Below are 23,787 nucleotides of genomic sequence, written 5' to 3'. Positions count from 1 at the left end.
CTTATTCCTCGCTCTGCTTGGCGAGCGTCACCAGCAAATGGCCGGCTTCATGGACGACAACCTCATCGCCGGGATGGATCAGGATCGTGGAGTTCGGCTCCTCGATCACCGCGGGACCGGTGAGCCTGAAACCGGCCGGCAGCGCCGGGCGCCAGTAGATCGCGGTCTTGAGCGGCTTCGACGCATCATCGAAGACGACGTCGCGGCTGCCGACTTCGGCCTCCGCTTCCGGCTCCCACGGACGTGACAGCCATTCCTCGGCGACCTTGTCGGTGCGGGCGGCGGTGAGCACCAGGCGCAGGCTGACGATTTCAAGAGCCTCGGTCGGCGCCGACTGACTGTAGCGGCGGTCATGCTCGGCGTCGAAGCGTTTGCGGACCTCGCTCGTATCGCCGGAAAGCTGGGCTGTACTCTCGATCGTGATGGAGATCGCATGTTCCTGGCCGACATAACGCAGATCGGCGAAGAAGCGGTAATCTGCTTCCGTCTCGGAAATGCCGTCGCGCTTCATCTGCTCGCGGGCGCTGGCGACAAGTTCCGCATAAACCTTGTTGACCGCGTCTTCCGAGAGTTCGCCCACCCGGCCGATAAAGGTCTGCACGAAATCCTGGCGCCAGGAGGCCATCAGCATGCCGAGTGCGGAGAAGGTACCGGGCAGCTTCGGGATGATGACCTGCGGGATGTAGATTTCGCGTGCGATCGCGATCGCATGCAGTGGACCTGCGCCGCCGAAGGCGATCATCGCCGTATCTCGTGGATCGATGCCCTTGTGGATCGAGACGGCGCGCACCGAAAGCGACATGGACGTGTCAGCGATCTTTGCGACACCGAGTGCTGCTTCCACCGCATTGAGCCCCAGCCGCGTGCCGACCTTGCTCATCATCGCCCGTTCGGACGCGGACTTGTCGAGCGGCATGCCGCCGTTCAGGAAGCGCTCAGGGTTGATGCGGCCGAGGATCAGGTCCGCATCGGTGACGACGGGCAGATCCGCACCCTTGCCATAGCAAGCCGGGCCCGGATCGGCGCCGACGCTCTGCGGACCGACATGCAGGCCGCCGGCGTTGTCGACCCAGGCGATCGAACCGCCGCCGGCGCCGACTTCGACAATATTGACGACCGGCAGCTGCATCGGCTGGCCATCGGCCTCTTCGCCAATGACATAACCTGTTTCGATAGCAGGCGCTCCATCGGTGATCAGGCTCGACTTGGCGGTGGTGCCGCCCATGTCGAAACCAATACAGCGCTTCAGACCGAGCAATTTCGCAAGACGCCCCGCGCCGATCATGCCGGCAACCGGGCCGGATTCCATCATCGAGACCGGCTGTTCCTGCGCCTGGCCGATCGACATGACGCCGCCGTTAGAGCGCATGATATGGATCTTGCCGCCGAAGGCGCCGGACCGGAGGTAGGTTTCCAGTCGCTTCAGGTAGCCTTCGACGCGCGGACCGACGAAGGCGTTGAGCGCGGTGGTCGAGGAACGTTCGTATTCACGGTATTCGCGGAGAATTTCATGTGACAGCGTGACGAAGACATTCGGCAGCGCCTCCCGGAGCATATCGCCAACGCGACGTTCATGGGCAGGATTGGCCCAGGAATGCAGCAGGCAGACCGCGACGGATTCGACGCCGGCGGCCTCGACTTCCGCGATGATACCCGCGACCGTCTTCTCGTCGAGGGCCTGCAGGACTTCGCCAGAAGCCAGGACGCGTTCCGGAATTTCGAAGGTCAGGCTGCGCGGCACGAGCGGCTGCGGGCGCTTGAAGAACAGGTTGAAGGCCTGGATGCGGTTCGAGCGGCCGATAGCATAGACATCGCGAAAACCGCTCGTCGTGATCAGCGCCGTGCGGGCGCCTTTGCGCTCCAACACTGTGTTGATGGCGATGGTCGAGCCATGCAGGATTTCGTTGAGTGCATTCGGGTTGCAATCGGCGAGTTCCAGGCTGCGGGCTATGCCCTGGGTCGGATCGGCCGGCACCGTCGAGGTCTTCGACGTCACGATCTTTCCGTCGACATAACCGACAAGATCGGTGAAAGTACCGCCAATATCAATTCCGACAATATTCATACGTCCTCCTGTCCGCACGCCACGGCGCGCGGAATGCTGTCTCTTCAGGGATTGGCCGAAACCTCGGCCTCAGGCGACAAGAACGCTCCGGCTGACGGTGATCCCGTCAGGCTCCCAAATCAGAATGTTCCATGTCGTTCCTCGTCCTCGAACAGCATTTGATCCATTCGAACGATAACTAGCAACGGGTTTGGAGGCTTTAGGTTTGATAGCCTATAGGCTATAGGTTATCACCATGTTCAATGTCACGCTCCGGCGCATGGAAGTCCTGGTTGCAGTGGTCGAGGAGGGAAGCTTCGCGGCCGCCGCGGATCGTTTCGGCATCGCCCAACCCTCCGTCAGCGCGCATATCATGGCGATCGAGAAGGAAATCGGCGGCCAGATCTTCTTGCGCCGGCGCGGCCGCAAGCCGCTGCTCACAGAGATAGGCAGGAGCGTGTTACAACATGCGCGCGAGCTTCTGGCAGAAGCCGACGACATGCGGGCCGAGGTAGTGAAAATCCGCGGCGAGACCGGCCAGCAGGTTGTGCTGTCCTGCCAGCGCAGCCTGGCCAACTTCGTTTTACGCAAGGAAATCACCGACTTCGCGCTTGCTCGGCCGGATATCCAGCTCGTCCTCAGAATCGGCAAGCAGGAAGACGTTTTTTCCGAAGTACGCGACGGTGTCGCCGATGTCGGCTGTTTTTTAGGGAACGAAGACCTGCGCGGCGTGCGCGCCGAGATCATCGGCCGGGAAAAGCTGGTGCTGATCGCCTCCCCCGAACACCCGCTCGCCCGCCGCAAGCGGATCAGGCCGCAGGACGTGGCGCGCTACGATTTCGTCGGTCCGCCGCCCTCTTCGCTATTCGGGCGCGGCGTCTCGAAACTGCTCGCCAATGCGGGGGTCAGCCATGTGAAGGTCGCTGCCCAGGCGACGGAGTATCAGTTCCTGCGCGAATTCGTGGTCGCCGGTGTCGGCATCGCCTGTTCGCTGGAGCGAAGCGTCGCCGCCGATATCGAGCGCGGCCAGCTTACGAAACTCGACTTCGCCGGTGACGATCTGACCTTCGACGTCCGCCAGATCGCCTCGCTTCGCCGGCCGCTCTCCAAGCCGGCGGCTGACCTGATGGATTATCTCAGGACCAACCACAAAGCCTTCGCCTGACTATTGCGGTCGACCGGACAGCGCCAAGCGTACACCAAAGCCGATCAGCAGCGATGCGAACATCCACTTCTGGATAGCCCGAATCAGAGGATGATACCTCAGGAAGCGACCTAGCGCCGAGCCCGCGGAGGCCAGCATCGTGTCGAAGACAAACCCCACGAAAACCAGAACGATGCCCAGGAAAAGAAACTACGACCGGGCCTACTTCTTGACCGATTGCTGGGTTTCGAAGGCATCCCGCGACTTGAACCGCAGGAATGCTTCCTTGAAGCGGAGGGAGAGACGGATGATTGCCCGCCGCGCCCTTGGCTCGATGGTTCCGGCGATCCCCCAAGAGACGAGAAGCAGGACCGCAATCAGCATGAGAGCCACAGCCCAGCGGTTCTGCTCCGTGCCGAAATGCGCAAAGAGGGCGTAACCGATGTTCTGGTGGAGCAGATAGAGCGGGTAGGTTAGCCCACCGAGGCCGATCGCCAGTGGTGGCGAGATACGCAGCGACGGCGCTGTCGCGCACAAGGCCATCACGCCGAGCGCCAGTGGCCCGATCGAAGCAAGGCCCAAAGTGCTCCGGTTCAGTCCATACATTTCGACGAAATCCGGCTCGGTGAGGAACGGCGTCACGATCGCCCAACAGGCAGCCGCAGCCAACACAAGGAGGCTCACCATCGAGAGTTGCTTTTGCGTCTTATAAAGCGCCAATCCGAAGGCAAAGTATCCGGAATATTCGGTGATCAGCAGTTTCCGGATCACACCGCTGCCGATCGTCATCTCGTTGACGACGGAAATTGCCAGCCAAGCCATCACGACAACTCGCCAGCTGCGGTTGAAAACGCCCGTCGCGATCATCAGGAAGATCCAGCCGTAAAAGATCATCTCGTAGGCGATCGTCCAATAGGCGCCGTCGAGGAATGGATGGCCAAACCCGCGCGAGATGATCACAGCATGCGCCAGCCACTGTCCGACGGTTGGGGGATCGATGGTCGGCACTGGCCAAATGGTAAGCACGACGGCCGTTAGGCTCGCACAGACAATGAAGGTCGGCCAGAGCCGGGCGAAACGCCCCGCAGCAAAATCATAGGCAGAACGCCCCTCCGCCGACATGGTGATGACATAGCCGGAAATCGCGAAGAAGATCAGCAGACCCGTATCGAACCACATGGCGACAGGTGCCAGTTCCGGAAAGCCTAAGCCGCCGCCTTCGCCCGAAATCCGCATCCGGAAACCGTAGTGGAACGTCAGCACCATCAGCGCCGAAATGAGGCGCAGGATATCCAGGTTCAGCAGCCGTGACGTCTTCGGGCTCGTCATCCGATCCTCAGTGCGCGAAGAAAATTAGCGCGAACCTTACCGCGGGAGCCTTTGGAAAAGATGAATCCATCAGCGCGAATGTGGACCTCCCGATTGTCCATAAGACAAGCAACGCTTTTCTTTCTGTCGCGAATATCATTTCTTATCTGTTTCCTGGCAGCACGATCCAATAACGAGGGAGGATTCGATGACTGTTTTTCTCTGCTCCGCTTGCGGCACGTCCTTTGGCGAAACGAATGAAGCGCCGGCAGCCTGCCCGATCTGCAATGATGAACGTCAGTACGTCCCTGCTTCCGGTCAGGCGTGGACGACCACGGAGAAACTCGCAAGAACACATCGCAACGCTTGGCTCCAGCTCGAGCCTGGCCTCATGGCGATCCAGACCATGCCGGCCTTCGCCATCAACCAACGCGCATTGCTGCTTCAGACCCCGGTGGGAAATGTGCTTTGGGATTGCATCGCGTTACTCGATGATGCCACGAAGGCGATAGTTCAGGCTCTGGGCGGCTTGAGCGCCATCGCCATTTCGCATCCGCATTATTACACGACGATGCAGGATTGGGCTGCGGCCTTCGATGCGCCAATCTATCTGCATGCCGCCGACAAGGAGTGGGTCTGCCGCCCTTCGGATTACATCCGGCTGTGGGAGGACGATGCACTTGTCCTATCCTCCGTCATAACGCTTGTCCGCGGTGGCGGGCATTTCGCCGGCGGTACGATGCTGCATTGGGCAAGCGATGATGGCCAGGGCGTGCTGTTCGCCGGCGACATCGTGCAGGTGACACCTGGCGCCGACTATGTTTCCTTCATGTGGAGCTATCCCAACATGCTGCCGCTCAGCGCCGTGGAAGTCGCAGATGTTGCCGAGCGGCTGGCACCCTGGCCGTTCGAACGCATCTATGGCGCCTTTTCGCACCAGAATGTTCGGAGAAACGGCCAGGAGATCGTCACCCGGTCGGCAGAGCGCTATATCGCCCGCCTTGCAGGGCCGGAAGAATGAAAAACGCGCAGACCCGGGGATCCGCGCGCTTGGGAAGGTCCAAACAGTAATCGCTTACTTCAGGCCAAGCAGCTTCTTGGCATTGCCCTCATAGATCTTCTGCCGGGTGGCATCGGAGATGTTCATGTTGTCGAGAACCTTGATGGTCTCGCGGATATACATCGGACCGCCTTCCGGGTCGAACGGCGCGTCGGATGCGAACACGACGCGGTCCTCCCCGAAGAATTCGATCGCGTGTTCAATGGCCTTGGTCGAGCCGAAGCTCGCCGTATCGGCATAGAATTCCTTGAAGTATTCCAAATGCGGCCGCTCCAGCGCCTTCAGCACGACCGAAAGGTCACGATCGGAGGTGCGTTTGCCCATCTGGTCCCAGCCTGCGCCAACGCGGCCTTCGAAGAAGGGCACCATTCCCCCGGCATGGTGGGTGACGACCTTCAAGCCTTTGTACTTGTCGAAGATACGCGAGAAGACGAGGCGCGCCATGGCCGCCGAGGTCTCATATGGCCAGCCGAAGGTCCAGAAGATCTCGTATTCCGAACGGTCTTCAGTGAGGTAATCCGGGAAGTTTGCGCCGCGCGACGGATGCAGGAAGACCGGCTTGCCGGATTTCGCCATATATTCGAAGAAGGGCTCAAACTGCGGCAGATCGAGCGGCTTGCCGCTGTAGTTGGTGAAGATCTGTATGGCGGAGGCACCGAGATCCTCGATACAACGCCTGGTTTCCTTCATCATCCATTCTTCATTTTCCATCGGCGCGGTGGCGATGAAGGCAGGGAAGCGTTCCGGATATTTCTGGCAGAGTTCGGCCATGGAGTCGTTGCCGATCTGGCCGAGGTCAAGTGCACGCTCGGCGCCGGCAAGCTTTTCGAGCGGCGGCGACGCGAGCGACAGGACTTGCTGATAATCTCCGCCAAACATGTCCATGACCTGAAAACGACGGTCGAGGTCGGTCATCATCGGCACTGCGCCACTGCGCATGGTGACGTCCGTCATGGTGCCGATATAGCCAATCAGGCGATCGAAGAACGGCTTCGGCCAGATGTGATTGAAAATATCGATCTTCTTCATGGAATGGTTCCTCCTGATTTGCTCCGCGCGGCACCGCGAACTCGAAAAGTGCAGTGGCCGAAGCTTCCGAAAAATCTGCGAGCGGAGATACGCCAACGTCACGGCCACGCTCCGTCGCGTCAAGATGCGGAGACACTCGCTGAAAGTCAATAAATTTTCTTGTAATATGAGATTATTGACTCAAAATTTTGTGCCTGTGAGAAGCGAGTGCAGCGCTGATTTCACCGGCTGCAAGGCGAACTTCCAGACCGATCTCCTCTACGGCGGAACCCCTGACTTGATCCTGAGCAATCGTCACGGAAAAACTCGCGATAGGGCTTTGGCCGGCATCGAAAATTGGCGCGGCGAAACCGGTAACGCCCGGCGTCACCTCGCCATAGGCCACGGCATACCCCTTCTTGCGGACCGACTTGAGTCCGTTCAGGACGGCATCCACGGTGTCGCCAACACCCGCTGCCTGCCACTCGTGAAGCGTGCGCTTGATCAGCGGCACCAGATTGCGTCGCGGCAGAAATGCGATGATGGAACGACCGATTGCGCCGCGACTGAGCGGCATCGGCCGGCCGCGGGGATAGCTGCTGATCGCCTCACGGCTGGAACTTAAGGAATCGACACAGAGAATCTTCTCCCCGTACCAGCGGACCAGAAGCGCCGTGCACTCATACCGCTCGGTGAGTTTCCGCAAATACGGTGCCCCCGACAGGATAAGGTTATCGGATTTCCTGAGGAGATAGTCCATCTCCACCACTCTCGGCCCGAGAGTGAATCCGGTGTTGGGCATCGACGTGAGGAATCCACGGTCCTTCAGAATTTTCAGATAGCGATAGAGCGTCGGTCGGCTGTAGCCGAGCTCTTCCATCAGTTCTTCCGGCGTCCATTCCAGACGGTCTTCAGTGAAAACGTCAAGCACAGCTTGCAGGCGTTCGAGACTGTTGACGGCCTTCTTTATCAAGATGCTCCGCTCTCTTTCAACGGCGCGACGTCGGACGGCCGAACATAAGCGGAAATAACGATAAACACGAAATCTACAATGGCAAGTGGCGCTATTCGGCTGCTTTCAGCGTGGATAGACGCGCTCCCTCTGAGGCACTCGCCGCCGCCTCCCCTGTAACGACCCGGCGGATCGCCGACAAATATTCCGCCTGGAGGGCGGTTGGATGCCAGTTACAGCGCGTGGTGATCCCGATGGAAAGCGGCATTGCCGGCACTTCGTAATTCAGGAGCGTCAGGAACCCGGCTTTCAGTTCATGCCTGAGCTGATGCCGGGAGAGCAATGCCAATCGATCCGATTGCATGAGAATGCCGCGTAGCGCCGTCAGCGAACCTGTCTCTACAGTTCCTTGTTTTGGTCGCCCTTCCGGAAACGTCGCCGCCAGTGCGTCGAACGTGCTGCGGTTCGGCGTACCCTTGCGCGCCACGACCCAGGGGTACTCGGCAAGATCGTTGATTGACACGTCCGCCTTGTCCAAAAGCGGATGGCCGGCACCGGCGACAACCGCGAGCCGGAAATCGAAAAGCGGTTCTTGAACCAGTGCGGTCGCTACATGGCTGCGGAGAGCGCCGATGAGGAAATCGATATGGCCCATTTCGAGGTCGCTGAGAAGCTGCTCATAGCTGCCCTCCAGGATCTCGAAACGCGCCAACGGATAGGTGGAAGCCAGTAACGCGATCGCGTCGGGTACGATCGTCGTACGCGCCATAGGTAGCGCACCGATCGATATCAAGCCGTCGAAGTTGCCGCGCAACTCCTGCACCTCCTCCATGGCATTGCCGAGCTCTTTCAGAGAAAGGCCGGCCCATCGGGCGACCGCATGACCGGCGCTGGTAAGCCGCGTGATCCTTCCGTCTGCCTCGAAAAGGCCTACTCCCAAAATCGCTTCCGCGTTGCGCGCCGTACGCTGAACCGCGGCTCCAGACTGTTCGAGGATGCGTGCCGCCCCAGGAAATCCACCCGCCTGGGAAAAAGCCTGCAGTGCCCTGAGATGAGAGATCGTCAGCCGTGTATCGGTACTCAGACTGCGCAATCCGGAATCGACTTGGAGTTCCTTACAGCCGGCATGGATAAGCTCCAGAGCCCGCTGGGAACGGCCTTGCACGACGCGACCTTCCGGCGTTGCCATGGCATGGCCAGGGCCACGCTCCAGAAGACGAGCGCCAAAGAGATCTTCAAGGCGGGAAATCGCTTGCGATGCAGCGGGTTGAGTGACTCCGACGATATCGGCAGCCTGCGTCAGCGAGCCGGCACGCAGGCAGGCGCAGAACAGTCGAATGTGGCGCAGATTGGGATAGTTCATCCCTCGATATCCTCCCCTGCCTTACTCCTCCCGGCAGCGGATGCGAGGCGAGTTCAACACACGCCTCGCCCCAGGAAAATCACGGAGCGACGTTACGCTCGCCGGCCAGTTGTTCGTTCATCCATTCAGCGCTGGCACGGATACCGCCGAGCGGGAAGACATGGATGGATTGAATCAGGCTTTCCGGATGAGCAGCTTTGTAATCGGCGATATTCGTCAGCAACTCGTCCGGCTCATAGGGTGTAAGCAGCTTGCTCAGATCGAGCGCGCGCTTCTGCAGGACGCTGAGGGACGGCCCGACGCCGCAGGCGATCGCAAATTTGATAAGCGTCTGCAACTTGGTTGGGCCGGCGATGCCGAGATGGATCGGCAGCGTGATGCCGGCAGCTGCAATGCGTTCGGCCCAGGCAATGACAGGCTTGGCATCGAAAGCGAACTGCGTGGTGATTGCCATTTCAGCATCGGTGCGTTCTGAATAGGCCTGCTTGAACTTCAACGCCTCGTCGACGATCTTCGTGCCGCCGTCCTTGTCGATGTCCTTGTTGCCTTCCGGGTGGCCGGCAACGTGCAGGCGCTTGAAGCCATATCGGTCAAAAAGGCCAGTCTCTATAAGCTGGATCGAGCTGTCGAAGTCGCCTGCCGGGGTCGAGACGCCACCTCCGAGCAGCAGCGCCTGTTCGACCCCTGCTTCGTTGTGGTAGCGTTTGATCCAATCTTCAAGGATAGCGGCGCTTGGAATAATGCGCGACGGGAAATGCGGCATCACCGGAAAGCCGTCCGTGCTCAGGCGTTTTGCCGTCTGAACCATCTCCTCGATCGGCGTGCCGTCGATATGGGCGATATACACCCGTGTACCCTTCGGTAGCAGCGCTTTGAAGTCTTCGATCTTCGCCGCCGTGCGCGGCATGACCTCGATCGAATACCCTTCGATGAGGTCCCTGAAGCTGGCCGGCTCCACGAACCTCTCTTCCTGCTTTCCTTTGAAAAGATTTAAAAGTGCCATCCTTGATCCTCCCCCGTCTGCTCCAAGATGAACGCCCGGCCGAAATGGACGGAGCGGCGTGCGAGAACCCCGTTCTCGCACGCCATGCAGTTAGAGGGCTTTCTTTGTGCGCCAGCTTTCGGCGTAATTTTCGCGTGCTTCCTGGGCATAGGGCACAGCCGCGACGCGAACGCGAATCTCGGCCTGCTTATGGCCCTGCTCAACAGATGTCTTGGAGGTGCCGCCATCCGGCTCGCCCCAGATCAACGTCAGGATGTCGTTCTCTTTGATGTCCGCATCGACGACGCCGAGCGACAGCATGGAGCGCTCGTTATAGCTATAGCCGTTGAACATGGAGAGACCGACGACCTTGCCGTTCTTCAGGACTTTATCGAAGCTCGACGATGCGTAGTTGGAGAGCGGGAAGTCGATCCACTTGGCAGCCTGTTCGCCCGGCTGGAAGGCTGAAGCGATCACCTTGACGACGTCGTCCGAGTTCCACTCGAAGGTGACCTTGCGGCGCTGCGGCGTTTCCTTCTGCTTCTCGACGGCTGCGCGGCCGACGAAGTCATGGTCGAACTTGACGTAGACGCCGTAACCCAGCTCGTAGGGGTTCAGGTAGTAGTCTTCGATATTGTCGGAGACGTAGCTACCGCCGATCGAACCGCTGGCTTCGTAGCTCTGCGCCGAAAGCCAATCGCGATAAGCCTGCAGTTCGGCGCCGGTATAGATCGCCGGAAGCGGCGACGGAATCCAGCCGGATTCCAGTGTGTTGGTGGCATAGGCGCGGCTACCGACGGGACGCAGGTCGACGCCGGCGTCTTCAGCTGCCTTGATGATCGCGGCGCGGACTTCGTCCTTCTCCGCATACGGTCCCCAGATTTCGAGACCCGGAGCGCCGGCCATGCCATGACGAAGAGCCTGAACCTTGCGGCCGGCAACATTGATCCAGTCGACGTGGAAGAACTTGATATCCGGGATCGGGCCGCCGTTCATCTTCTCGAAGACCTTCGGCGCATCCGGACCCTGGATCTGGAAACGGTAATGGATGCGGGTAACCAGCTTGCCATCCGGACGCGACGGGGAGCGCGGGTCGTGGGTGAGCTTGACGTTATACTTGCCGAGCGAAGCGTTGTAGAGCAGCCAGTTCGCGGTCGGAGCGCGGCCGACGAGAACGAACTTCTCTTCGGTTTCGCGGAAGATGATCATGTCGCCGATGACATGACCCGCCGGCGTTACCGGAACATAGTGCTTGGCGCGATTGGTGCCAAAATTGGCGAAGCTGTTGATCGCCAGGCTTTCGAGGAATTTGGCGGCATCCGGACCTTCGACGACCAATTCATCCATGTGATGCGACTGGTCAAAGAGAACGGCGCCTTCGCGCCATGCAGCCTGTTCGGAACGCCAGTTGGAAAACTCCGGAGCAACAACCGGGTATACATAGATGCCGGTCTTGGAGTTGCGCAGATGCTCGACGGTGTTGCCGGCATCCTTCAAAACTTGAGTAAGATTGGCTTGGGTCACGGAATTCCTCCCTGTGGTTTGAAGTATGATGTATACATGACGACATCAACGCACAAATGCAAGGGGGAATATTCGGCAGGCTGACAGTCGCCCTCGGATTAGTAAACCGAAGGCTTCAGTTCAGTGGAAAACTCGTGACGAACCGGTCAGGAATTGAGGAGGACGAGGCCCGGAACCGTCAGCATCAGTTCCGGGTCCTCGAAGACGGCATATTCGAGATTCTTGCGGGCAATGCGCGCATGTTCGCGAGCGATGAACTCCGCCCGCGCACCTTCGCGGCCAGCAATCGCCGACACCAGCGAACGATGCTGGTCCTGCGCGATATGAAGGGATTGACGGAAGGCGACTACATGCGCCCGACCGGAAAGAAACGCCGAAGGTGAAGCGAAGGGAAGCCGCGTGGCTCGGTCGACTTCGCGCTGGATCACCGTGCTTCCGGAAAGTTCAACGAGGCCTGCATGAAATTTGGCATTCGCCTCGGAATAAGCTTCCAGATCCACTTCATCCAACGCCTGGCCGAAACATTCCTCAAGCCGCGCCAGAAGGTCCCGAAGCTGGTCCAATCCGGCTTGAGAAACACCGCGCTCAGCAGCGAGCCGCGCCGCGGTTCCTTCTAATACGCCACGCAGCTCGATCGCGTCGACCGCATCTGCATAAGTGAAGCTTCGCACCACGAAACCGCCATTCGCCAGACGGTCAAGCAGTCCCTCTTCAGCAAGGCGCGACATCACCTCGCGTACCGGCGTACGGGAAATCTGCAACGTCTCCGCGAGCGGAACCTCGAAAAGCCGGGTGCCGCCGGGATAGTCGCCGCTCAATATCTTCTTGCGCAACTCCATCAGTGCGCGCATCGTGTGGGTCGTTCTTGCGGTCTCTTCCAAATCAGCACCTTCCTGCGTCGAGGCTGGCGCAAGCGCGCCCGTCGATCCAGAAATCTTAGCCACATCTGACGAATTGGCCAAGCCCGATGTATACAGACCGCCAGGCTGTGGATGACGAGCTGCATCCTCCGGCCGGCAGCTGACGCGTATACAGCATAAACTCAATGTTTTTGGCGCTATTTCAACTGACGGCGTGCAGCGAGAACACGTGCGACGGTGTCCATCAGATCGTCGCCCGGCTGGATGCCACTGGCAGCCATTGCGTCCTGGACGACCGCGATCTCCCGGGCAAGCCCTCCGTTAAGCCCGAGCGCGTCGAGCGTGACACCACTTTCCCGCATCTCGGCAGCACGGCGGCGACCATGACGGGTCGTGCGTTCGAACTGATAATCAGGAAATTTCGACCAGTCGAGCCCGGGAAAGCTTTGTGACAACGAGGACAGGATTTCCTCGAAACATCCGGAGGCTTCGGCTGCAAGCAGCGCTTCGACCGTGATCGCTTCCAAACCTTTGACAAAAACCGAGCGCACCATCTTGATGGCGGTTGCCGAACCGGGCGCGTCTCCAGCGACCTCGACATTGAATCCGAGGTCGCGAAAGCGCCTCAGCAACTCGGCTGCCGACTTGCCCGCGAGCAGGACCGGTGTCGCGTGGCCTTTCGGATGCACCGGCGCCATGACGGCCATGTCGAGATACTCGGCACCCGAGCCGTTGATGAGAGCCGCGGTCTCACGCTTGCGCTCCGGAGAGACGGAATTGATATCGATGAACAGCGCCCCCTGGCCGAGATACGGAGCGATAGACTGCGCAGCGTTCAAGCTCTGGTCGGCGGTGACGGCACTGAAAATCCATTCGGCATCGCCGAGTTCTGCGGGAGACTGGGCAGACTTGATACCGCGGCTCGTCATCGCCGCCCGCATCTCGTCGGCGCTGTCGGCGTGATCGAGAAACAGGTCATAGGCCCGGAATTCGCCATGTTCCAGCTTCGGCGCAAGGCTATCGTGAAAGGCGCGCGCCGCTTCACCGAAGCCTAAGAATGAGATCCTCATATCTTGCCCTTTGCTTAACCTGTGAAAACGATGCCGTCGAAAAGCTTGCGCGCCGTACGCAGAACCGCAGCGCGATCGACTTCATCGCCCTTCATCGTCGCAACGACGCTCATCTCCCCCGTCGGATGTTCGATCGATAACAGCTTCTCGTCGCCCTCGGGGATTACGGCCAGTTCGGCTGCCGGCCCTTGCGGCAGGAGGCAGGCAGTCGCGACGCTGACCGCGCCAAGCACGCCGATCGCGTCGTGGCACGTATGCGGGATAAAGGTCCGGGTCGAGATCGCCCCGCCCGCCGTCGGCGCCGATACCATGGTCATCTTCGGCACGGATTTCTTGGTGACTTCGCCAAGGTTCATCATCGGCCCGGCTTTCAACCGGATCGCCTCCAGCTTCGCCCGCAACTCCTGGTTCGCTTCGAGTTCCTTGGGGCTCTCGGTGCCGATAATACCGAGTACATCGGCGCGCATCACGACACAGGGCATGCCGTTATCGATCAGCGTGCAGGCGATACCTTCGATCTCATCGACCGAATTTCCGGTCGGCAGCAATGCACCACAGGAGGAGCCGGCCGTGTCGGCAAAGACGATCGGCACGGGCGCTGCCGTACCCGGCACCCCATCGATCCTGGCCTCTCCCTTGTAATTCACCCTCCCGCCAGGCGTTTCGATCGTAGCAATCGCGATTTGGCCGGTGTTCTCCATGAAGATGGAGACTTCGGTTTTCTCGCCCTTGATTGGCACCAAGCCGCGCTCGATGGCGAAAGGTCCAACGCCGGCAAGGATGTTGCCGCAGTTCTGCGCATCCGTGACGATCGGCTGATCCACGAAAACCTGCAGGAAGAGATAGTCGACATCCACCCCTTCCCGTTCCGACTTCTTCACGACCGCCACCTTTGACGTCAGCGGATGCGCACCGCCCATGCCGTCGATCTGGCGGGGATCGGGCGAACCCATGACCCGCAGGAGGAAGCTGTCCCGATCGGCCGGCAGATCCTCGGCCAGGAAATAACCGCCCTTGGACGTGCCACCACGCATCCACATGCACCGGACGCCGGTTTCATTTCCATTCATGACCGCCTCCGATCTCGCAGTGCTCAGATATATTTAAGGCCCTTTTCGGCAAGCCGGCCGCGCATGTCGTAGATATCGAGGCCAAGCTCACCAGCGGCGAGCCGCTTGCGCTTATCATCTTCGGCCGCCATGCGGGCCTCAGCCTTCTTGGCCACCGCTTCCGCTTCCTCACGCAGCACAACGCAGACGCCGTCGTCGTCAGCGACGATCACATCGCCCGGACGGACATAAGCCCCTGCGCAGACGACCGGCACATTGACGGAACCAAGCGTCTCCTTGACCGTGCCCTGGGCGAAGACAGCTCTGGACCAGACGGGAAATCTCATTGCAGTAAGATCGGCCACATCGCGGACCCCGGCATCAATGACAAGGCCTCTGCAGCCACGCGCCGAGGCGGACGTTGCGAGGAGATCACCGAAATAACCATCCTCGCAGGGGCTCGTCGGGGCGAGCAGCAGGATATCGCCCGGCCTGATCTGCTCAATCGCCACATGCAGCATCCAGTTGTCGCCGGGAGGCGCAGAGATCGTGATGGCACTCGCCGCAAGACGCGCGCCCGTATAGATCGGCCGCATATAGCTGGCGAGCAGGCCCTTTCGGCCCTGCGCTTCATGCACGGTCGCGACGCCACAAACGGCCAGCCGGTCGATGACCGACTGATCCGCACGCTCGATGTTCTGGACGACGACCGACATCAGAGTTCATCCACAGTACGCGGGAAGACCGACTGAAAGCCTTCGGCATGGGTCGACTTGCGCCCGCCGGACTGGCCGCCTGAATTGCGCATGAAATGGTTGCCCCGGTTCTCGGCGACATTCTTGTAATAATGCCACAGGTGCTCCTGGCCTTCCATGCACTGGATAGCCGCCCACTTTTTCTCCCAGACGGGCGAAATGTCGAGGAAGACGTCCGGCTTCCACTCCATCTGTTCGGTCTGGTGCGGCTCGAAAAGATAGAGTTGCGGCGCGCCAAGAATTTTCTCACCCGGATTATGGCCCCAGGCCTGGGCGATCATGCGCGCGTCGAGCGCCACCTGCGTCGCATACATGTGGTCGGTGTTGTAGGGATCCCATCTGGAATGGGAGAGCATGAATTCCGGCTGCACCTTGCGGATCACTTCGACTAGCTTGAATTTGGCTTCCTGATCCACGACGAGCGGATAGTCACCAAGATCAAAAAACTGGATATCGGTAACTTCGAGCGCCTTCGCGGCGTTTTCCGCTTCCTTGCGGCGCTCGGTCTTCACCTTTTCCAGCGTCATGCCCGGGTTCTTCCAGAGCTTGGCGCTTTCACCGCGTTCGCCATAGGAAAGGCAAACGACGGTGACTTCATAACCCTTCTCCTCGTGAAGGGCGATCGCACCGCCGCACCGCCAGACGAAATCGGCCGAATGGGCGCTGATGACCAATGCTGTCTTTGCCATGGAAATGCCTCTTGCTCTTACTTTTTGGAGACCGGCGGGGTGCCGTGCGTATGGAAGGTCTCGATCGTCTTCATGCCCCACGCCTGCCCCTTCTTGCGGTCAGCCTCGGTCCAGACGACGGGCTTCCAGTCCGGACGCAGGATAAGCCGCGCACCGGCATTGGCGAGTTCGACGCGGTTGCCAGCCGGCTCCCAGACATAAAGGAAAAATGTGCCCTGAATCGCATGCTTGTGCGGTCCGGATTCGATATGTACACCGTTTTCCAGAAAGATATCTGCGGCGCGCAGGATGTCCTCGCGCTGGTCGCAGGCATATGTGACATGGTGGAAACGGCCATGAGCACCGGTATGATCCTCGGAGCAGGCGAGGTCATAGGTCTTGTTGTTGATGGTGAACCAGCAGCCGCCGAGACGGCCGTTGTCGAGCTGGATCATTTCAGTGACGCGGCTGCCGAGGGCCTTGGTCATGAACTCGCGGATCAGGCTTACATCGGCGGCGAGCAAGTTGACGTGGTCAAGGCGGCGCGGGCATGCGCCGCGGCCGTGGTAGCGCTGGGCAATGTTCTTGAGCGCCGGTTTTTCTTCCGGCGGCGCGACATATTCCTTGGTGTCGTAATAAAGCTCGAAGAGATGGCCGTCCGGACTCTTGAACTGATAGGCACGACCATGGCCGAGGTCGCCATCGATCCAGCCGACGCCGCAACCCATTTCTTCGATTACCTTGACGCGTCGCTCCAGCGCTTCCGCAGAAGAGGTACGATAGGCGATATGGCCGACGCCGGTCGTATGATGCTTGGTGAGCTTCAGCGTGTGGAATTCATAGTCGTCATAAGCGCGAAGATAGACACTGTTGCCCTCACGGCCGCTTTCGGTGAGTCCGTAGACCCGGACGAAAAAATCGAGCGTTTCGTCAAACCGGTCTGAATAGAGTTCTACATGGCCCAGATGGGCGACATCATAACAGGGTTCGGTCATGGCTTTTCCTAGGTGGTCGTTCACCAGCGCCCGGTGGAGAGGCGTATTCTCCTCCAAAATCGCGGCCGCGCCCTCCACCTCGACGCGGCCCAGCACCCGAGGCGCCGCAGCTTTGTGAAGACATAGAAGCAGATCGGCGACCTGACGAATAGGTTCTACTGCCGCGGCATAAGTTTTGGTTGAGATGGGAAAAGCGGTTGGCGCCGGAGAAGATGGGAACGAGCACGCGCCAAGGGAAGGGCGCGGCGAAAGGACCGCCGCGCCAGGAAAGATCAGCTACCGAGACCCGGCACGAAGGCCTGCGCCTCACCCCAGACCTCTATCCCGCCGCGCCAGATCATCTCAAGTGCAACGTAGAGAATGACGGCAAGACCGACATACGCGATCCAGCGATACTTGTTGAGCAGGCGCGCGATGAAACTCGCGGCAACCCCCATCAGCGCGATGGACAGAATCAGACCAAAGATGAGAACCTCGGGATGTTCGTGAGCGGCACCAGCAACCGCAAGCACGTTATCGAGCGACATGGAAACGTCGGCAATAACGATCTGCCATGCGGCCTGGGCGAAAGTCTTGCGCGGAGCGCCTCCGGCAATCGTTCCGTCCTTGTTGAAATCGGTCTCTTCAAGCGCCTCGCTCGCTTCTTCCTCCTGGTGGTGAGGCGTGCGCAGTTCGCGCCACATCTTCCAGCAAACCCAGAGAAGAAGGATACCGCCGGCCAGCAATAGTCCAACGATCTGCAGGAGTTGCGTGGTTGCGAGCGCGAAGCCAATGCGCAGAACGGTCGCTGCGATGATGCCGACGAGGATCGCCTTCGTTCTCTGTGCTTTCGGAAGGCCGGCGGCGGCAAGGCCGATGACGATCGCGTTGTCGCCGGCAAGCACGAGGTCGATCATGATAACTTGCAGGAGGGCGGACAACGCCTCCGGCGTGAAAAATTCCATCATTTGGCACCCAATCTCTTAAAAGCGCGAGCGTGCCTTATGTCGTAGAAACAGATCGACGGTGTGCATACGGCTGGCATTCCTGCCTGCCGTAGAATTCGCCATCACCTCTGTCGGATGACCTCCACGAACACCAGGCACCTAAGTTGGACAATTCCAGTCCGACATCACAGCTCAGATATGAACTGCCAGAGGGGCCCGGTCCTGGTGGCGTGAGATTTAGCGGGACAACTGCAAAAACTCAAGTGGTGAGTTTGCGAGCCAAGTTCCGCTCCCCGAAAATCGGCCGATGGCCCATCGTCACATCCTCAGTGGAAAAAAACAGCCGTGGCCGATTTATCGACCGCGGCTTGAGACGAGAAATTGACATTGGATACAAGTTTCGCAGTTTCGTGTTACACATGTAATATTGGCGACACAAAACCCTGTCATGGACCCGATACCCCGGGTGTTCTTCCAGTTCCATTTTCCGACATTTCTTCTGTTTGATGGAGTTTTCATGTCTCCCCCTCCCGTGATCGGCGCCGCCATGACGCTCGACGAACTCGAAATCCATCGTAACTGGCTCTTTGACAAGCAGCGCGATCTCGAGCTCCAGGACTTCACAACCGCGGACGTCCTGAACGGCGATTGGGCGGCACTCGCCGAGCGCACCAGGAAGCTGCTTAACGGCTACCAGGGCCGCCTTGGCATCCACGGTCCGTTCTGGGGCTTCACCATCGCTTCACAGGATCCGGATATCCGCGCTGTCGTCGCCAAACGCATGAGGCAGGGCCTCGATGTCTGCGCTGCCATCGGCGCGACCCAGATGGTTTCCCATAGCCCCTATTCCACCTGGTCCTACAACAATCTTGACAACAACAAAGGCGAGCGCGACCGGGTGTTCGAATACGTGCATCTCACCATGCGCGATGCCGTCAAGCAGGCGGAAGACATAGGTGTTGTGATCGTTCTCGAAAACATCGAGGATATTGACCAGTACGCCCGCATTGCGCTCGCTGATAGTTTCAACTCCCCGGCCGTCGCAGTTTCGATCGATACCGGCCATGCCCATTATGCCCACGGCTCCACAGGCGCGCCACCGGTTGATTATTACGTGAAGGCCGCCGGCGATCGCTTACACCACGTCCACCTGCAGGATGCTGATGGTTATGCCGATCGCCATTGGGCGCTCGGCGAAGGCAATATCCTCTGGCGTTCCGTCTTCGCCGCGCTTGCCGATCTCACCAGCAATCCGCGCCTGATCGTTGAGATCAAAGACAAGTCGAAGATACCTGCTTCGGTGGAATATCTCGCCTTGCTGGGTCTCGGTCAGTGATCTGCTGACTGAATGAGCATAATCCCGGCGATACCGCCGGGATTATTCCGAGCACATATCTCGCAGCAGCACTTGCGTCGCGAGAATGTCGCCCACCATCATTTCCCGGGCGAGCACGCCGTTTCGCTCGCGCAATGCCGCGACGATTTGGAAATGATAGGAGGAGAAGGGATGAACGACACCCTTGTCGAATTCCCTTTCCACATAGTTGGTCAGCATCCGCATATAGGGGCCAAAACGCAGCCACAACATTTCAATATGTTGCGGCAGCACTTCCGAGCCCGACATTTCGTAGATGCTGAAATGGAAGGCTTGGTTTTTGCGCAACATACCATAGACGTCCCCGGCCTTCCCGGTCTCCTCATGTTCCCGAGCAAGCGCCTCCAACCGATCCATGTCCTCGTTGGTCGCACATGCCGCCGCGAGTTCGGTCGCCAATCCCTCAAGCGCGATTCGCGCTTGGCACAGATCGTCAAGTCGTTGACGTGAAACGGCCGGCACTCGCGCCGAGCCATTGTGACCGATCTCCAGCCCGTTCTCCGCGGCAAGCCGCCGAAGCGCCTCGCGCACAGGCATGTGGCTGGTGCCGAACTCGGTTGCCAGCGAAGAGATGGTAATGGCCTGGGAAGGAGCAAACGAACCCCACATCAGTGCACGGCGCAACTGTTCATAGACCGTGTCCTGAACCGTCACCCGCGACGTCACCTTCGAAAGCCCGGTATCCGCCATTTTTACCCTCTGCTATCCGTCGAATCACAACCAGGCCTCGCATAAGAGGCCTTGCTCTTCAAGCGTAATCGCCCGTGTGCGCAACCTTCTTCTCGAAGCGATTCTCCCCTTGATCAAATGCTATCGGCACAATAGAACACCTACAATTTGATCAAATGCTCATCTGTCGGCGGCGAAGATAACTCGAGGAGAGGTTTTTGTCACCTTCCGCCTTCCTCCAATCCGATACCCGGGAGAATTCCATGGATACGCACGTTTCAGCCGGCGACAACATCGCCAAGGCTTTTCCAGTCGACAAGATTCGAGCCAAGTTTCCGGCACTACAGAAATACCGGGACTTCATCTTCTTCGAAAATGCCGGCGGCGCCCAGGTACCCCAGGCGGTGGTTGATGCGGTCGCGAATCATCTCGTGGATTGTAACGTGCAGCGCATGGCGCCCTATCTGCACAGTCAGGGCGTCGATCAAACGGTTGCAAACGCCCGCACTAGCGTCGGCATCCTTGTGAACGCCTACCGACCGGAGGAGATTTCATTCGGCCTCAATGCCACATCCTTCATCCGGCTCGTCAGCCTCGGCATCGCCAAGATGCTGCAGGAGCGTAACGAGATCATCGTCACCGACATGGACCATGACGCCGACATCGCCACCTGGCTGGCGCTCGAAGCCGAGGGCGCCAAGATCGTCTGGTGGAAAATGCGCGATGACGGCATGCTGCACACCGATGATCTGAAGCCGCTTTTGAACGACAGGACGCGCCTCGTTGCCTGCACGGTCACAGCCCATTCGATCGGCACCATCGTCGATGTCGCAACCGTCGGCAAGCTTGCCCATGCGGCCGGGGCTGAGGTCTTCCTCGACTGTGTGCATTACGGCCCACATGGATTGATCGACGTGCAGACCTGGGATTGCGACTATCTTGTCTGCTCCGGCTACAAGAACTTCTCCCCCCATATGGGGTTCCTCTGGGGCCGCTACGACGCGCTCGTCAAACTGCCGACGTTCAAGGAGGATTTCATCCCGAACGTGCCTCCCTACAAGATCGAGGTCGGCACTTTCACCTATGAAAACGTCGCCGGCATGGACGCCGCCGTTCGTTATCTCGAAGAGATCGGCCACGAATTCTTGGGAGCAGGTCAACATTCCCGCCGTGATGCAATCGCCGCCGCCATGGGCGCAATCCGAGCTTACGAACAGACATTGTCAAAAAAGATGCTCGCGGTTCTCAAAAAGCATGGCGCTGCGATTTATGGGATTTCCGATGAAAGTCAGATCGAGAGGCGCGTCCCAACCATCTGCTTCAACATTCCAGGGCTAACGCCGCAATACATCGCCGCAGAACTGGGTAAAAACAGTATCGGCAGCCGCGATGGCCACATGTTTGCGCCACGCCTGATGAAACGACTTGGTTTGGCCATGGAAACAGGCTGCATGCGCGTTTCCATGGTCCACTACAACAAGGTGGAAGAGATCGACCGCTTCGACAAGGTGCTTGGCGAGATTATCGCCAACACGAACTAAAATCGTGAGGTCCGGCGGAAGCGCTTCCGCCGGACCTTTTTCATTTGATGTGATGGTAGCGCCGGCGGAAATAAATGAGCGCTTCTTCGTCATCCGCGCCATACGCGATGCCAACGACTCGGCAGAACAGAACGTGATGCGTCCCGCTTTCGATGGCGCTCTCCACCTCGCAGTCGAAAGATACGATTGCATCCGTCAGCCGCGGCGAACCGGTGGTGCTCATTATCCAATCGCCGACAGCAAATCGGTCTTCCTGCGGCGTCGATCCACCGAACAGTTTCGACATTGCTTCGTGACCGGACGCCAGCGTATTGACGCAAAGCACCCGATTCCTCTCGAACATGCCGGCCACCGAACTCGACCGATTGAGGCAGACGAGGAGCGTCGGCGGCTTATCTGTTACGCTGCAGACGGCGGACGCTGTGAAACCTGCGAGGCCACCCGGCCCATCGGTTGTCACTATATTGACTGCAGCGGCCAACCGCGACATCCCATCGCGGAAGGCAAGCCGCGTTGCCTCAACCTCGTCGTGAATGGAATTGATCGTCATTCGACTCGCAGCCCCGCTTGCCTGAGCAATGGCATCACTCGATCACAGAAAAAGGGTAGTTCATAGGTATAGTTCACGAATGACAGGGCGATGCCTGAATAACCCTGCTCGGAAATTGCAATCATGTCCTCGGCGATCTTCTCCGGCGTGCCGATCAATGGATAACCGCCAGCACCGCCGGCAAACCGCTTGCGGTAGCGGTCGTAGGTATCCTTGTCATGCGACTGAGAGAATTCCTTTTTGCCGGCCATATGCGCATCGACCGCCTCGTGATCGGCAAACGTCACGGCGTAGCGTTCGTAATAGTCCTCCGCCTCCCGTTGGCTCCCACGGCAGACGACGTGGCAGACCGTGTAGGCGCCAACGTCCCGTCCGAGCTTGTCCGCCCGCCTTCTGATGTCCTCCACATGTTTTCCGGCCTCGGAAATCTCCGTGAAGGTGGTAAAGAGATAGTCACAATTCTTGGCAGCGAAATCCCGGCCCGGCCCACCGAAGGCCGCATTCATGGTGACCGGCCGAGGCGCCTGAAGACTGGCAGGACGACTGACGACATCCCTCAGCTTGTAGTAGGTGCCGTCATAGTCGAAGGGTGTGTCTGAAGTATAAGCTCGCTCCATGAGCTCCAGCCATTCGCCTGCCTGGTCATAACCCTTTTCCACCAGCGGCACCCCGAACATACCGAATTCCTTCGGATTCCAGCCGCAGACGATGTTGAGCCCAGCGCGACCGTTGCTGATATGGTCGACGGTCGCAAGTGCCTTTGCCGCATAAAGCGGATGCACGAGCGGCACATGCACAGTCATGAAGAGTCCGATCCGCTCCGTGACGGAGGCGAGTCCTGCCGCCCAGGTGAACGTTTCGAAGGACCATTCCCGCACCCTGTTCTTGCCGCCGAAACCCTTCCAGCGGGCGATCGGCAAGAAGAAGTCGAGCCCGCCGCGATCAGCAATCTGAATTGCATTGAGATTGTCCTCCCAGCGGGCCTGCCATCGCTCCGGCACGTCAGTGATTGCCAGGCCACCATCCGCATTGGCGGAAAACACGCCGAGTTTCAGTTTGCTGGGACCTTTCAGCGGATGCTGCTTGATCATGCTGTTCGTCTCCTGGTGTTTCTTCTTCGGCCGGGGCGTGTTTCCGCGGCTTCCTGCAACTGGCGCCGGCGAACGGAGAGATAGGCCTCCTCCGCCGCGAACATGAAAAGCGTCATGCGGTCCTGGACCATCAGGGGGTCACGGGCGAGAAAAGCCGAATAGATCCGGGAAAGGCCGTCGATATATCGCTCAGCCGTCCCGGGATCGGTGAATGTACCGAGCCGCACTGACTGGAAATAATCCATGAAGCGGGAAATGGTCGCCGCCATATGCGGGTTCGACACCGCCTTCAGCCAGGCATTGCGAAATTCCACATTCGCCGCCAGCAATCCCGAGATATCGTTGCTGTTGAGCATCTGTTCCACTCGGTTCATCGCTGCGGTGAGTTCTTCCTCGATATCTGATGTCATGTCGCGGGCCGCACTCGCGGCTGCCCGAGGCTCGAGCTGGCGTCGCACCTCGAATAGCCCGGAAATATCTTCGAGCGACAATTCCCTGACGGCGAAGCCACGCGTGGTGCCGATCAAATAGCCCTCTGCCACCAGACGTAGCAGCGCCTCGCGGGCCGGCATGCGGGAAATCCCATTTGTCGCGGCGATCTCCGTGTCAACCAATCTGACGGATGGGGAAATCGCGCTCCTCTGCAGCTTCGACCGCAGGTCGGAATAAACCGTATCCACCAGATTGTCGCTCGGTTTCACCATCGAAATCTCCGAGTTTATTCGTATACGGTTTATTTCAAGTTTCAAGGGATTATTGTTGCAATAGCCCATATATCGATCGATTTCGCTATATTCCGTATACTGATCTGCCGCTGCAGACGGGTGAATTTAGTCTGCACCATTTCCGTTAT

At 59.1% G+C, this 23,787-nt stretch carries 22 protein-coding genes; 4 read left to right on the top strand and 18 right to left on the bottom strand.

The window, feature by feature from the left end:
• Position 1: 1 nt before the first annotated feature.
• Positions 2 to 2,065 (bottom strand): hydantoinase/oxoprolinase family protein, encoded by a 2,064-nt coding sequence (locus tag J2046_RS23845; protein ID WP_210056139.1) that lies wholly within the window; start codon positions 2,063 to 2,065, stop codon positions 2 to 4.
• Between the two features lie 235 nt (positions 2,066 to 2,300).
• Here J2046_RS23845 and J2046_RS23840 point away from each other — a divergent pair, with 235 nt between their 5' ends.
• Positions 2,301 to 3,209: a LysR family transcriptional regulator gene (locus J2046_RS23840; RefSeq protein ID WP_210056138.1), complete on the top strand. Its 909-nt coding sequence runs from the start codon at positions 2,301 to 2,303 to the stop codon at positions 3,207 to 3,209.
• 201 nt (positions 3,210 to 3,410) lie between these two features.
• On the opposite strand, the gene J2046_RS23835 is transcribed toward J2046_RS23840, so the two are convergent.
• Complete coding sequence (locus J2046_RS23835; protein WP_210056137.1) at positions 3,411 to 4,517, bottom strand: acyltransferase family protein; 1,107 nt, start codon at positions 4,515 to 4,517, stop codon at positions 3,411 to 3,413.
• Between the two features lie 187 nt (positions 4,518 to 4,704).
• On the opposite strand from J2046_RS23835, the gene J2046_RS23830 reads away from it, so the two are divergent.
• Positions 4,705 to 5,517: an MBL fold metallo-hydrolase gene (locus J2046_RS23830; protein WP_210056134.1), complete on the top strand. Its 813-nt coding sequence runs from the start codon at positions 4,705 to 4,707 to the stop codon at positions 5,515 to 5,517.
• Positions 5,518 to 5,571: 54 nt separating this feature from the next.
• Here the strand turns inward: J2046_RS23830 and J2046_RS23825 are convergent, their stop codons facing one another.
• From J2046_RS23825 to J2046_RS23770, 12 genes are all read right to left on the bottom strand, one after another.
• Positions 5,572 to 6,585, bottom strand: coding sequence for an amidohydrolase family protein (locus J2046_RS23825; protein WP_210056132.1), 1,014 nt, complete (start codon positions 6,583 to 6,585; stop codon positions 5,572 to 5,574).
• A gap of 172 nt (positions 6,586 to 6,757) precedes the next feature.
• On the bottom strand, positions 6,758 to 7,537 hold the full coding sequence (locus tag J2046_RS23820) for an IclR family transcriptional regulator (RefSeq protein ID WP_210056130.1): 780 nt from the start codon (positions 7,535 to 7,537) through the stop codon (positions 6,758 to 6,760).
• A gap of 91 nt (positions 7,538 to 7,628) precedes the next feature.
• Positions 7,629 to 8,879 carry a LysR substrate-binding domain-containing protein gene (locus J2046_RS23815; protein WP_210056128.1) on the bottom strand — a complete coding sequence of 417 codons (1,251 nt, stop codon included), beginning with the start codon at positions 8,877 to 8,879 and terminating at the stop codon, positions 7,629 to 7,631.
• 79 nt (positions 8,880 to 8,958) lie between these two features.
• Positions 8,959 to 9,882, bottom strand: coding sequence for a methylenetetrahydrofolate reductase (locus tag J2046_RS23810; RefSeq protein WP_210056127.1), 924 nt, complete (start codon positions 9,880 to 9,882; stop codon positions 8,959 to 8,961).
• Between the two features lie 90 nt (positions 9,883 to 9,972).
• Positions 9,973 to 11,385: a vanillate/3-O-methylgallate O-demethylase gene (gene ligM / locus J2046_RS23805; protein WP_210056125.1), complete on the bottom strand. Its 1,413-nt coding sequence runs from the start codon at positions 11,383 to 11,385 to the stop codon at positions 9,973 to 9,975.
• A gap of 146 nt (positions 11,386 to 11,531) precedes the next feature.
• Positions 11,532 to 12,266 carry a GntR family transcriptional regulator gene (locus J2046_RS23800; RefSeq protein ID WP_037156487.1) on the bottom strand — a complete coding sequence of 245 codons (735 nt, stop codon included), beginning with the start codon at positions 12,264 to 12,266 and terminating at the stop codon, positions 11,532 to 11,534.
• Positions 12,267 to 12,442: 176 nt separating this feature from the next.
• Positions 12,443 to 13,315, bottom strand: coding sequence for an NAD(P)-dependent oxidoreductase (locus tag J2046_RS23795; RefSeq protein ID WP_210056123.1), 873 nt, complete (start codon positions 13,313 to 13,315; stop codon positions 12,443 to 12,445).
• 14 nt (positions 13,316 to 13,329) lie between these two features.
• Entirely contained in the window at positions 13,330 to 14,385 is a 1,056-nt protein-coding gene (locus J2046_RS23790) for a 4-oxalomesaconate tautomerase (RefSeq protein ID WP_210056121.1), read from the bottom strand.
• Positions 14,386 to 14,408: 23 nt separating this feature from the next.
• Positions 14,409 to 15,080 carry a 4-carboxy-4-hydroxy-2-oxoadipate aldolase/oxaloacetate decarboxylase gene (locus J2046_RS23785; RefSeq protein ID WP_210056119.1) on the bottom strand — a complete coding sequence of 224 codons (672 nt, stop codon included), beginning with the start codon at positions 15,078 to 15,080 and terminating at the stop codon, positions 14,409 to 14,411.
• A complete protein-coding gene (locus J2046_RS23780; RefSeq protein ID WP_037156479.1) occupies positions 15,080 to 15,808 on the bottom strand; it encodes a PIG-L deacetylase family protein in 729 nt (242 codons plus the stop codon). Before J2046_RS23780 ends, J2046_RS23785 begins: the two co-directional genes overlap by 1 nt.
• Positions 15,809 to 15,825: 17 nt before the next feature.
• Positions 15,826 to 16,782: a VOC family protein gene (locus tag J2046_RS23775; protein WP_210056117.1), complete on the bottom strand. Its 957-nt coding sequence runs from the start codon at positions 16,780 to 16,782 to the stop codon at positions 15,826 to 15,828.
• 272 nt (positions 16,783 to 17,054) lie between these two features.
• On the bottom strand, positions 17,055 to 17,729 hold the full coding sequence (locus tag J2046_RS23770) for a TerC family protein (RefSeq protein WP_210056115.1): 675 nt from the start codon (positions 17,727 to 17,729) through the stop codon (positions 17,055 to 17,057).
• Positions 17,730 to 18,225: 496 nt separating this feature from the next.
• Here J2046_RS23770 and J2046_RS23765 point away from each other — a divergent pair, with 496 nt between their 5' ends.
• On the top strand, positions 18,226 to 19,044 hold the full coding sequence (locus tag J2046_RS23765) for a sugar phosphate isomerase/epimerase family protein (protein ID WP_210056112.1): 819 nt from the start codon (positions 18,226 to 18,228) through the stop codon (positions 19,042 to 19,044).
• Positions 19,045 to 19,086: 42 nt separating this feature from the next.
• Here the strand turns inward: J2046_RS23765 and J2046_RS23760 are convergent, their stop codons facing one another.
• Positions 19,087 to 19,773, bottom strand: coding sequence for a GntR family transcriptional regulator (locus J2046_RS23760; protein ID WP_210056110.1), 687 nt, complete (start codon positions 19,771 to 19,773; stop codon positions 19,087 to 19,089).
• Between the two features lie 242 nt (positions 19,774 to 20,015).
• Here J2046_RS23760 and J2046_RS23755 point away from each other — a divergent pair, with 242 nt between their 5' ends.
• Positions 20,016 to 21,293 carry a cysteine desulfurase-like protein gene (locus J2046_RS23755; RefSeq protein ID WP_210056108.1) on the top strand — a complete coding sequence of 426 codons (1,278 nt, stop codon included), beginning with the start codon at positions 20,016 to 20,018 and terminating at the stop codon, positions 21,291 to 21,293.
• A gap of 40 nt (positions 21,294 to 21,333) precedes the next feature.
• On the opposite strand, the gene J2046_RS23750 is transcribed toward J2046_RS23755, so the two are convergent.
• The 3 genes from J2046_RS23750 to J2046_RS23740 are packed head-to-tail and all read right to left on the bottom strand — an operon-like array spanning position 21,334 to position 23,638.
• Positions 21,334 to 21,843, bottom strand: coding sequence for a flavin reductase (locus J2046_RS23750; RefSeq protein WP_210056106.1), 510 nt, complete (start codon positions 21,841 to 21,843; stop codon positions 21,334 to 21,336).
• Positions 21,840 to 22,934, bottom strand: coding sequence for an LLM class flavin-dependent oxidoreductase (locus J2046_RS23745; RefSeq protein ID WP_210056104.1), 1,095 nt, complete (start codon positions 22,932 to 22,934; stop codon positions 21,840 to 21,842). Before J2046_RS23745 ends, J2046_RS23750 begins: the two co-directional genes overlap by 4 nt.
• Positions 22,931 to 23,638 carry a GntR family transcriptional regulator gene (locus J2046_RS23740; protein ID WP_210056103.1) on the bottom strand — a complete coding sequence of 236 codons (708 nt, stop codon included), beginning with the start codon at positions 23,636 to 23,638 and terminating at the stop codon, positions 22,931 to 22,933. The genes J2046_RS23745 and J2046_RS23740 overlap by 4 nt, the downstream gene beginning before the upstream one ends.
• Between the last annotated feature and the right edge of the window lie 149 nt (positions 23,639 to 23,787).

Origin of the sequence: Neorhizobium petrolearium (assembly GCF_017873175.1) — a bacterium.
Classification (GTDB): Bacteria; Pseudomonadota; Alphaproteobacteria; order Rhizobiales; family Rhizobiaceae; genus Neorhizobium; species Neorhizobium petrolearium.
Note: the sequence above shows the minus strand (reverse complement) of the source record. Positions and strands in the feature narration are given on the sequence as shown.

Bases quoted from the DNA above. Each gene is read 5' to 3' on its own strand.
- J2046_RS23830 (WP_210056134.1), top strand. From the start codon at position 4,705: ATGACTGTTTTTCTCTGCTCCGCTTGCGGCACGTCCTTTGGCGAAACG.
- J2046_RS23785 (WP_210056119.1), bottom strand. From the start codon at position 15,080: ATGTCGGTCGTCGTCCAGAACATCGAGCGTGCGGATCAGTCGGTCATC.
- J2046_RS23815 (WP_210056128.1), bottom strand. From the start codon at position 8,879: ATGAACTATCCCAATCTGCGCCACATTCGACTGTTCTGCGCCTGCCTG.
- J2046_RS23760 (WP_210056110.1), bottom strand. From the start codon at position 19,773: ATGGCGGATACCGGGCTTTCGAAGGTGACGTCGCGGGTGACGGTTCAG.
- J2046_RS23845 (WP_210056139.1), bottom strand. From the start codon at position 2,065: ATGAATATTGTCGGAATTGATATTGGCGGTACTTTCACCGATCTTGTC.
- J2046_RS23810 (WP_210056127.1), bottom strand. From the start codon at position 9,882: ATGGCACTTTTAAATCTTTTCAAAGGAAAGCAGGAAGAGAGGTTCGTG.
- J2046_RS23745 (WP_210056104.1), bottom strand. From the start codon at position 22,934: ATGATCAAGCAGCATCCGCTGAAAGGTCCCAGCAAACTGAAACTCGGC.
- J2046_RS23795 (WP_210056123.1), bottom strand. From the start codon at position 13,315: ATGAGGATCTCATTCTTAGGCTTCGGTGAAGCGGCGCGCGCCTTTCAC.
- J2046_RS23765 (WP_210056112.1), top strand. From the start codon at position 18,226: ATGTCTCCCCCTCCCGTGATCGGCGCCGCCATGACGCTCGACGAACTC.
- J2046_RS23750 (WP_210056106.1), bottom strand. From the start codon at position 21,843: ATGACGATCAATTCCATTCACGACGAGGTTGAGGCAACGCGGCTTGCC.
- J2046_RS23780 (WP_037156479.1), bottom strand. From the start codon at position 15,808: ATGGCAAAGACAGCATTGGTCATCAGCGCCCATTCGGCCGATTTCGTC.
- J2046_RS23740 (WP_210056103.1), bottom strand. From the start codon at position 23,638: ATGGTGAAACCGAGCGACAATCTGGTGGATACGGTTTATTCCGACCTG.
- J2046_RS23770 (WP_210056115.1), bottom strand. From the start codon at position 17,729: ATGATGGAATTTTTCACGCCGGAGGCGTTGTCCGCCCTCCTGCAAGTT.
- J2046_RS23835 (WP_210056137.1), bottom strand. From the start codon at position 4,517: ATGACGAGCCCGAAGACGTCACGGCTGCTGAACCTGGATATCCTGCGC.
- J2046_RS23755 (WP_210056108.1), top strand. From the start codon at position 20,016: ATGGATACGCACGTTTCAGCCGGCGACAACATCGCCAAGGCTTTTCCA.
- J2046_RS23775 (WP_210056117.1), bottom strand. From the start codon at position 16,782: ATGACCGAACCCTGTTATGATGTCGCCCATCTGGGCCATGTAGAACTC.
- J2046_RS23840 (WP_210056138.1), top strand. From the start codon at position 2,301: ATGTTCAATGTCACGCTCCGGCGCATGGAAGTCCTGGTTGCAGTGGTC.
- J2046_RS23825 (WP_210056132.1), bottom strand. From the start codon at position 6,585: ATGAAGAAGATCGATATTTTCAATCACATCTGGCCGAAGCCGTTCTTC.
- J2046_RS23790 (WP_210056121.1), bottom strand. From the start codon at position 14,385: ATGAATGGAAATGAAACCGGCGTCCGGTGCATGTGGATGCGTGGTGGC.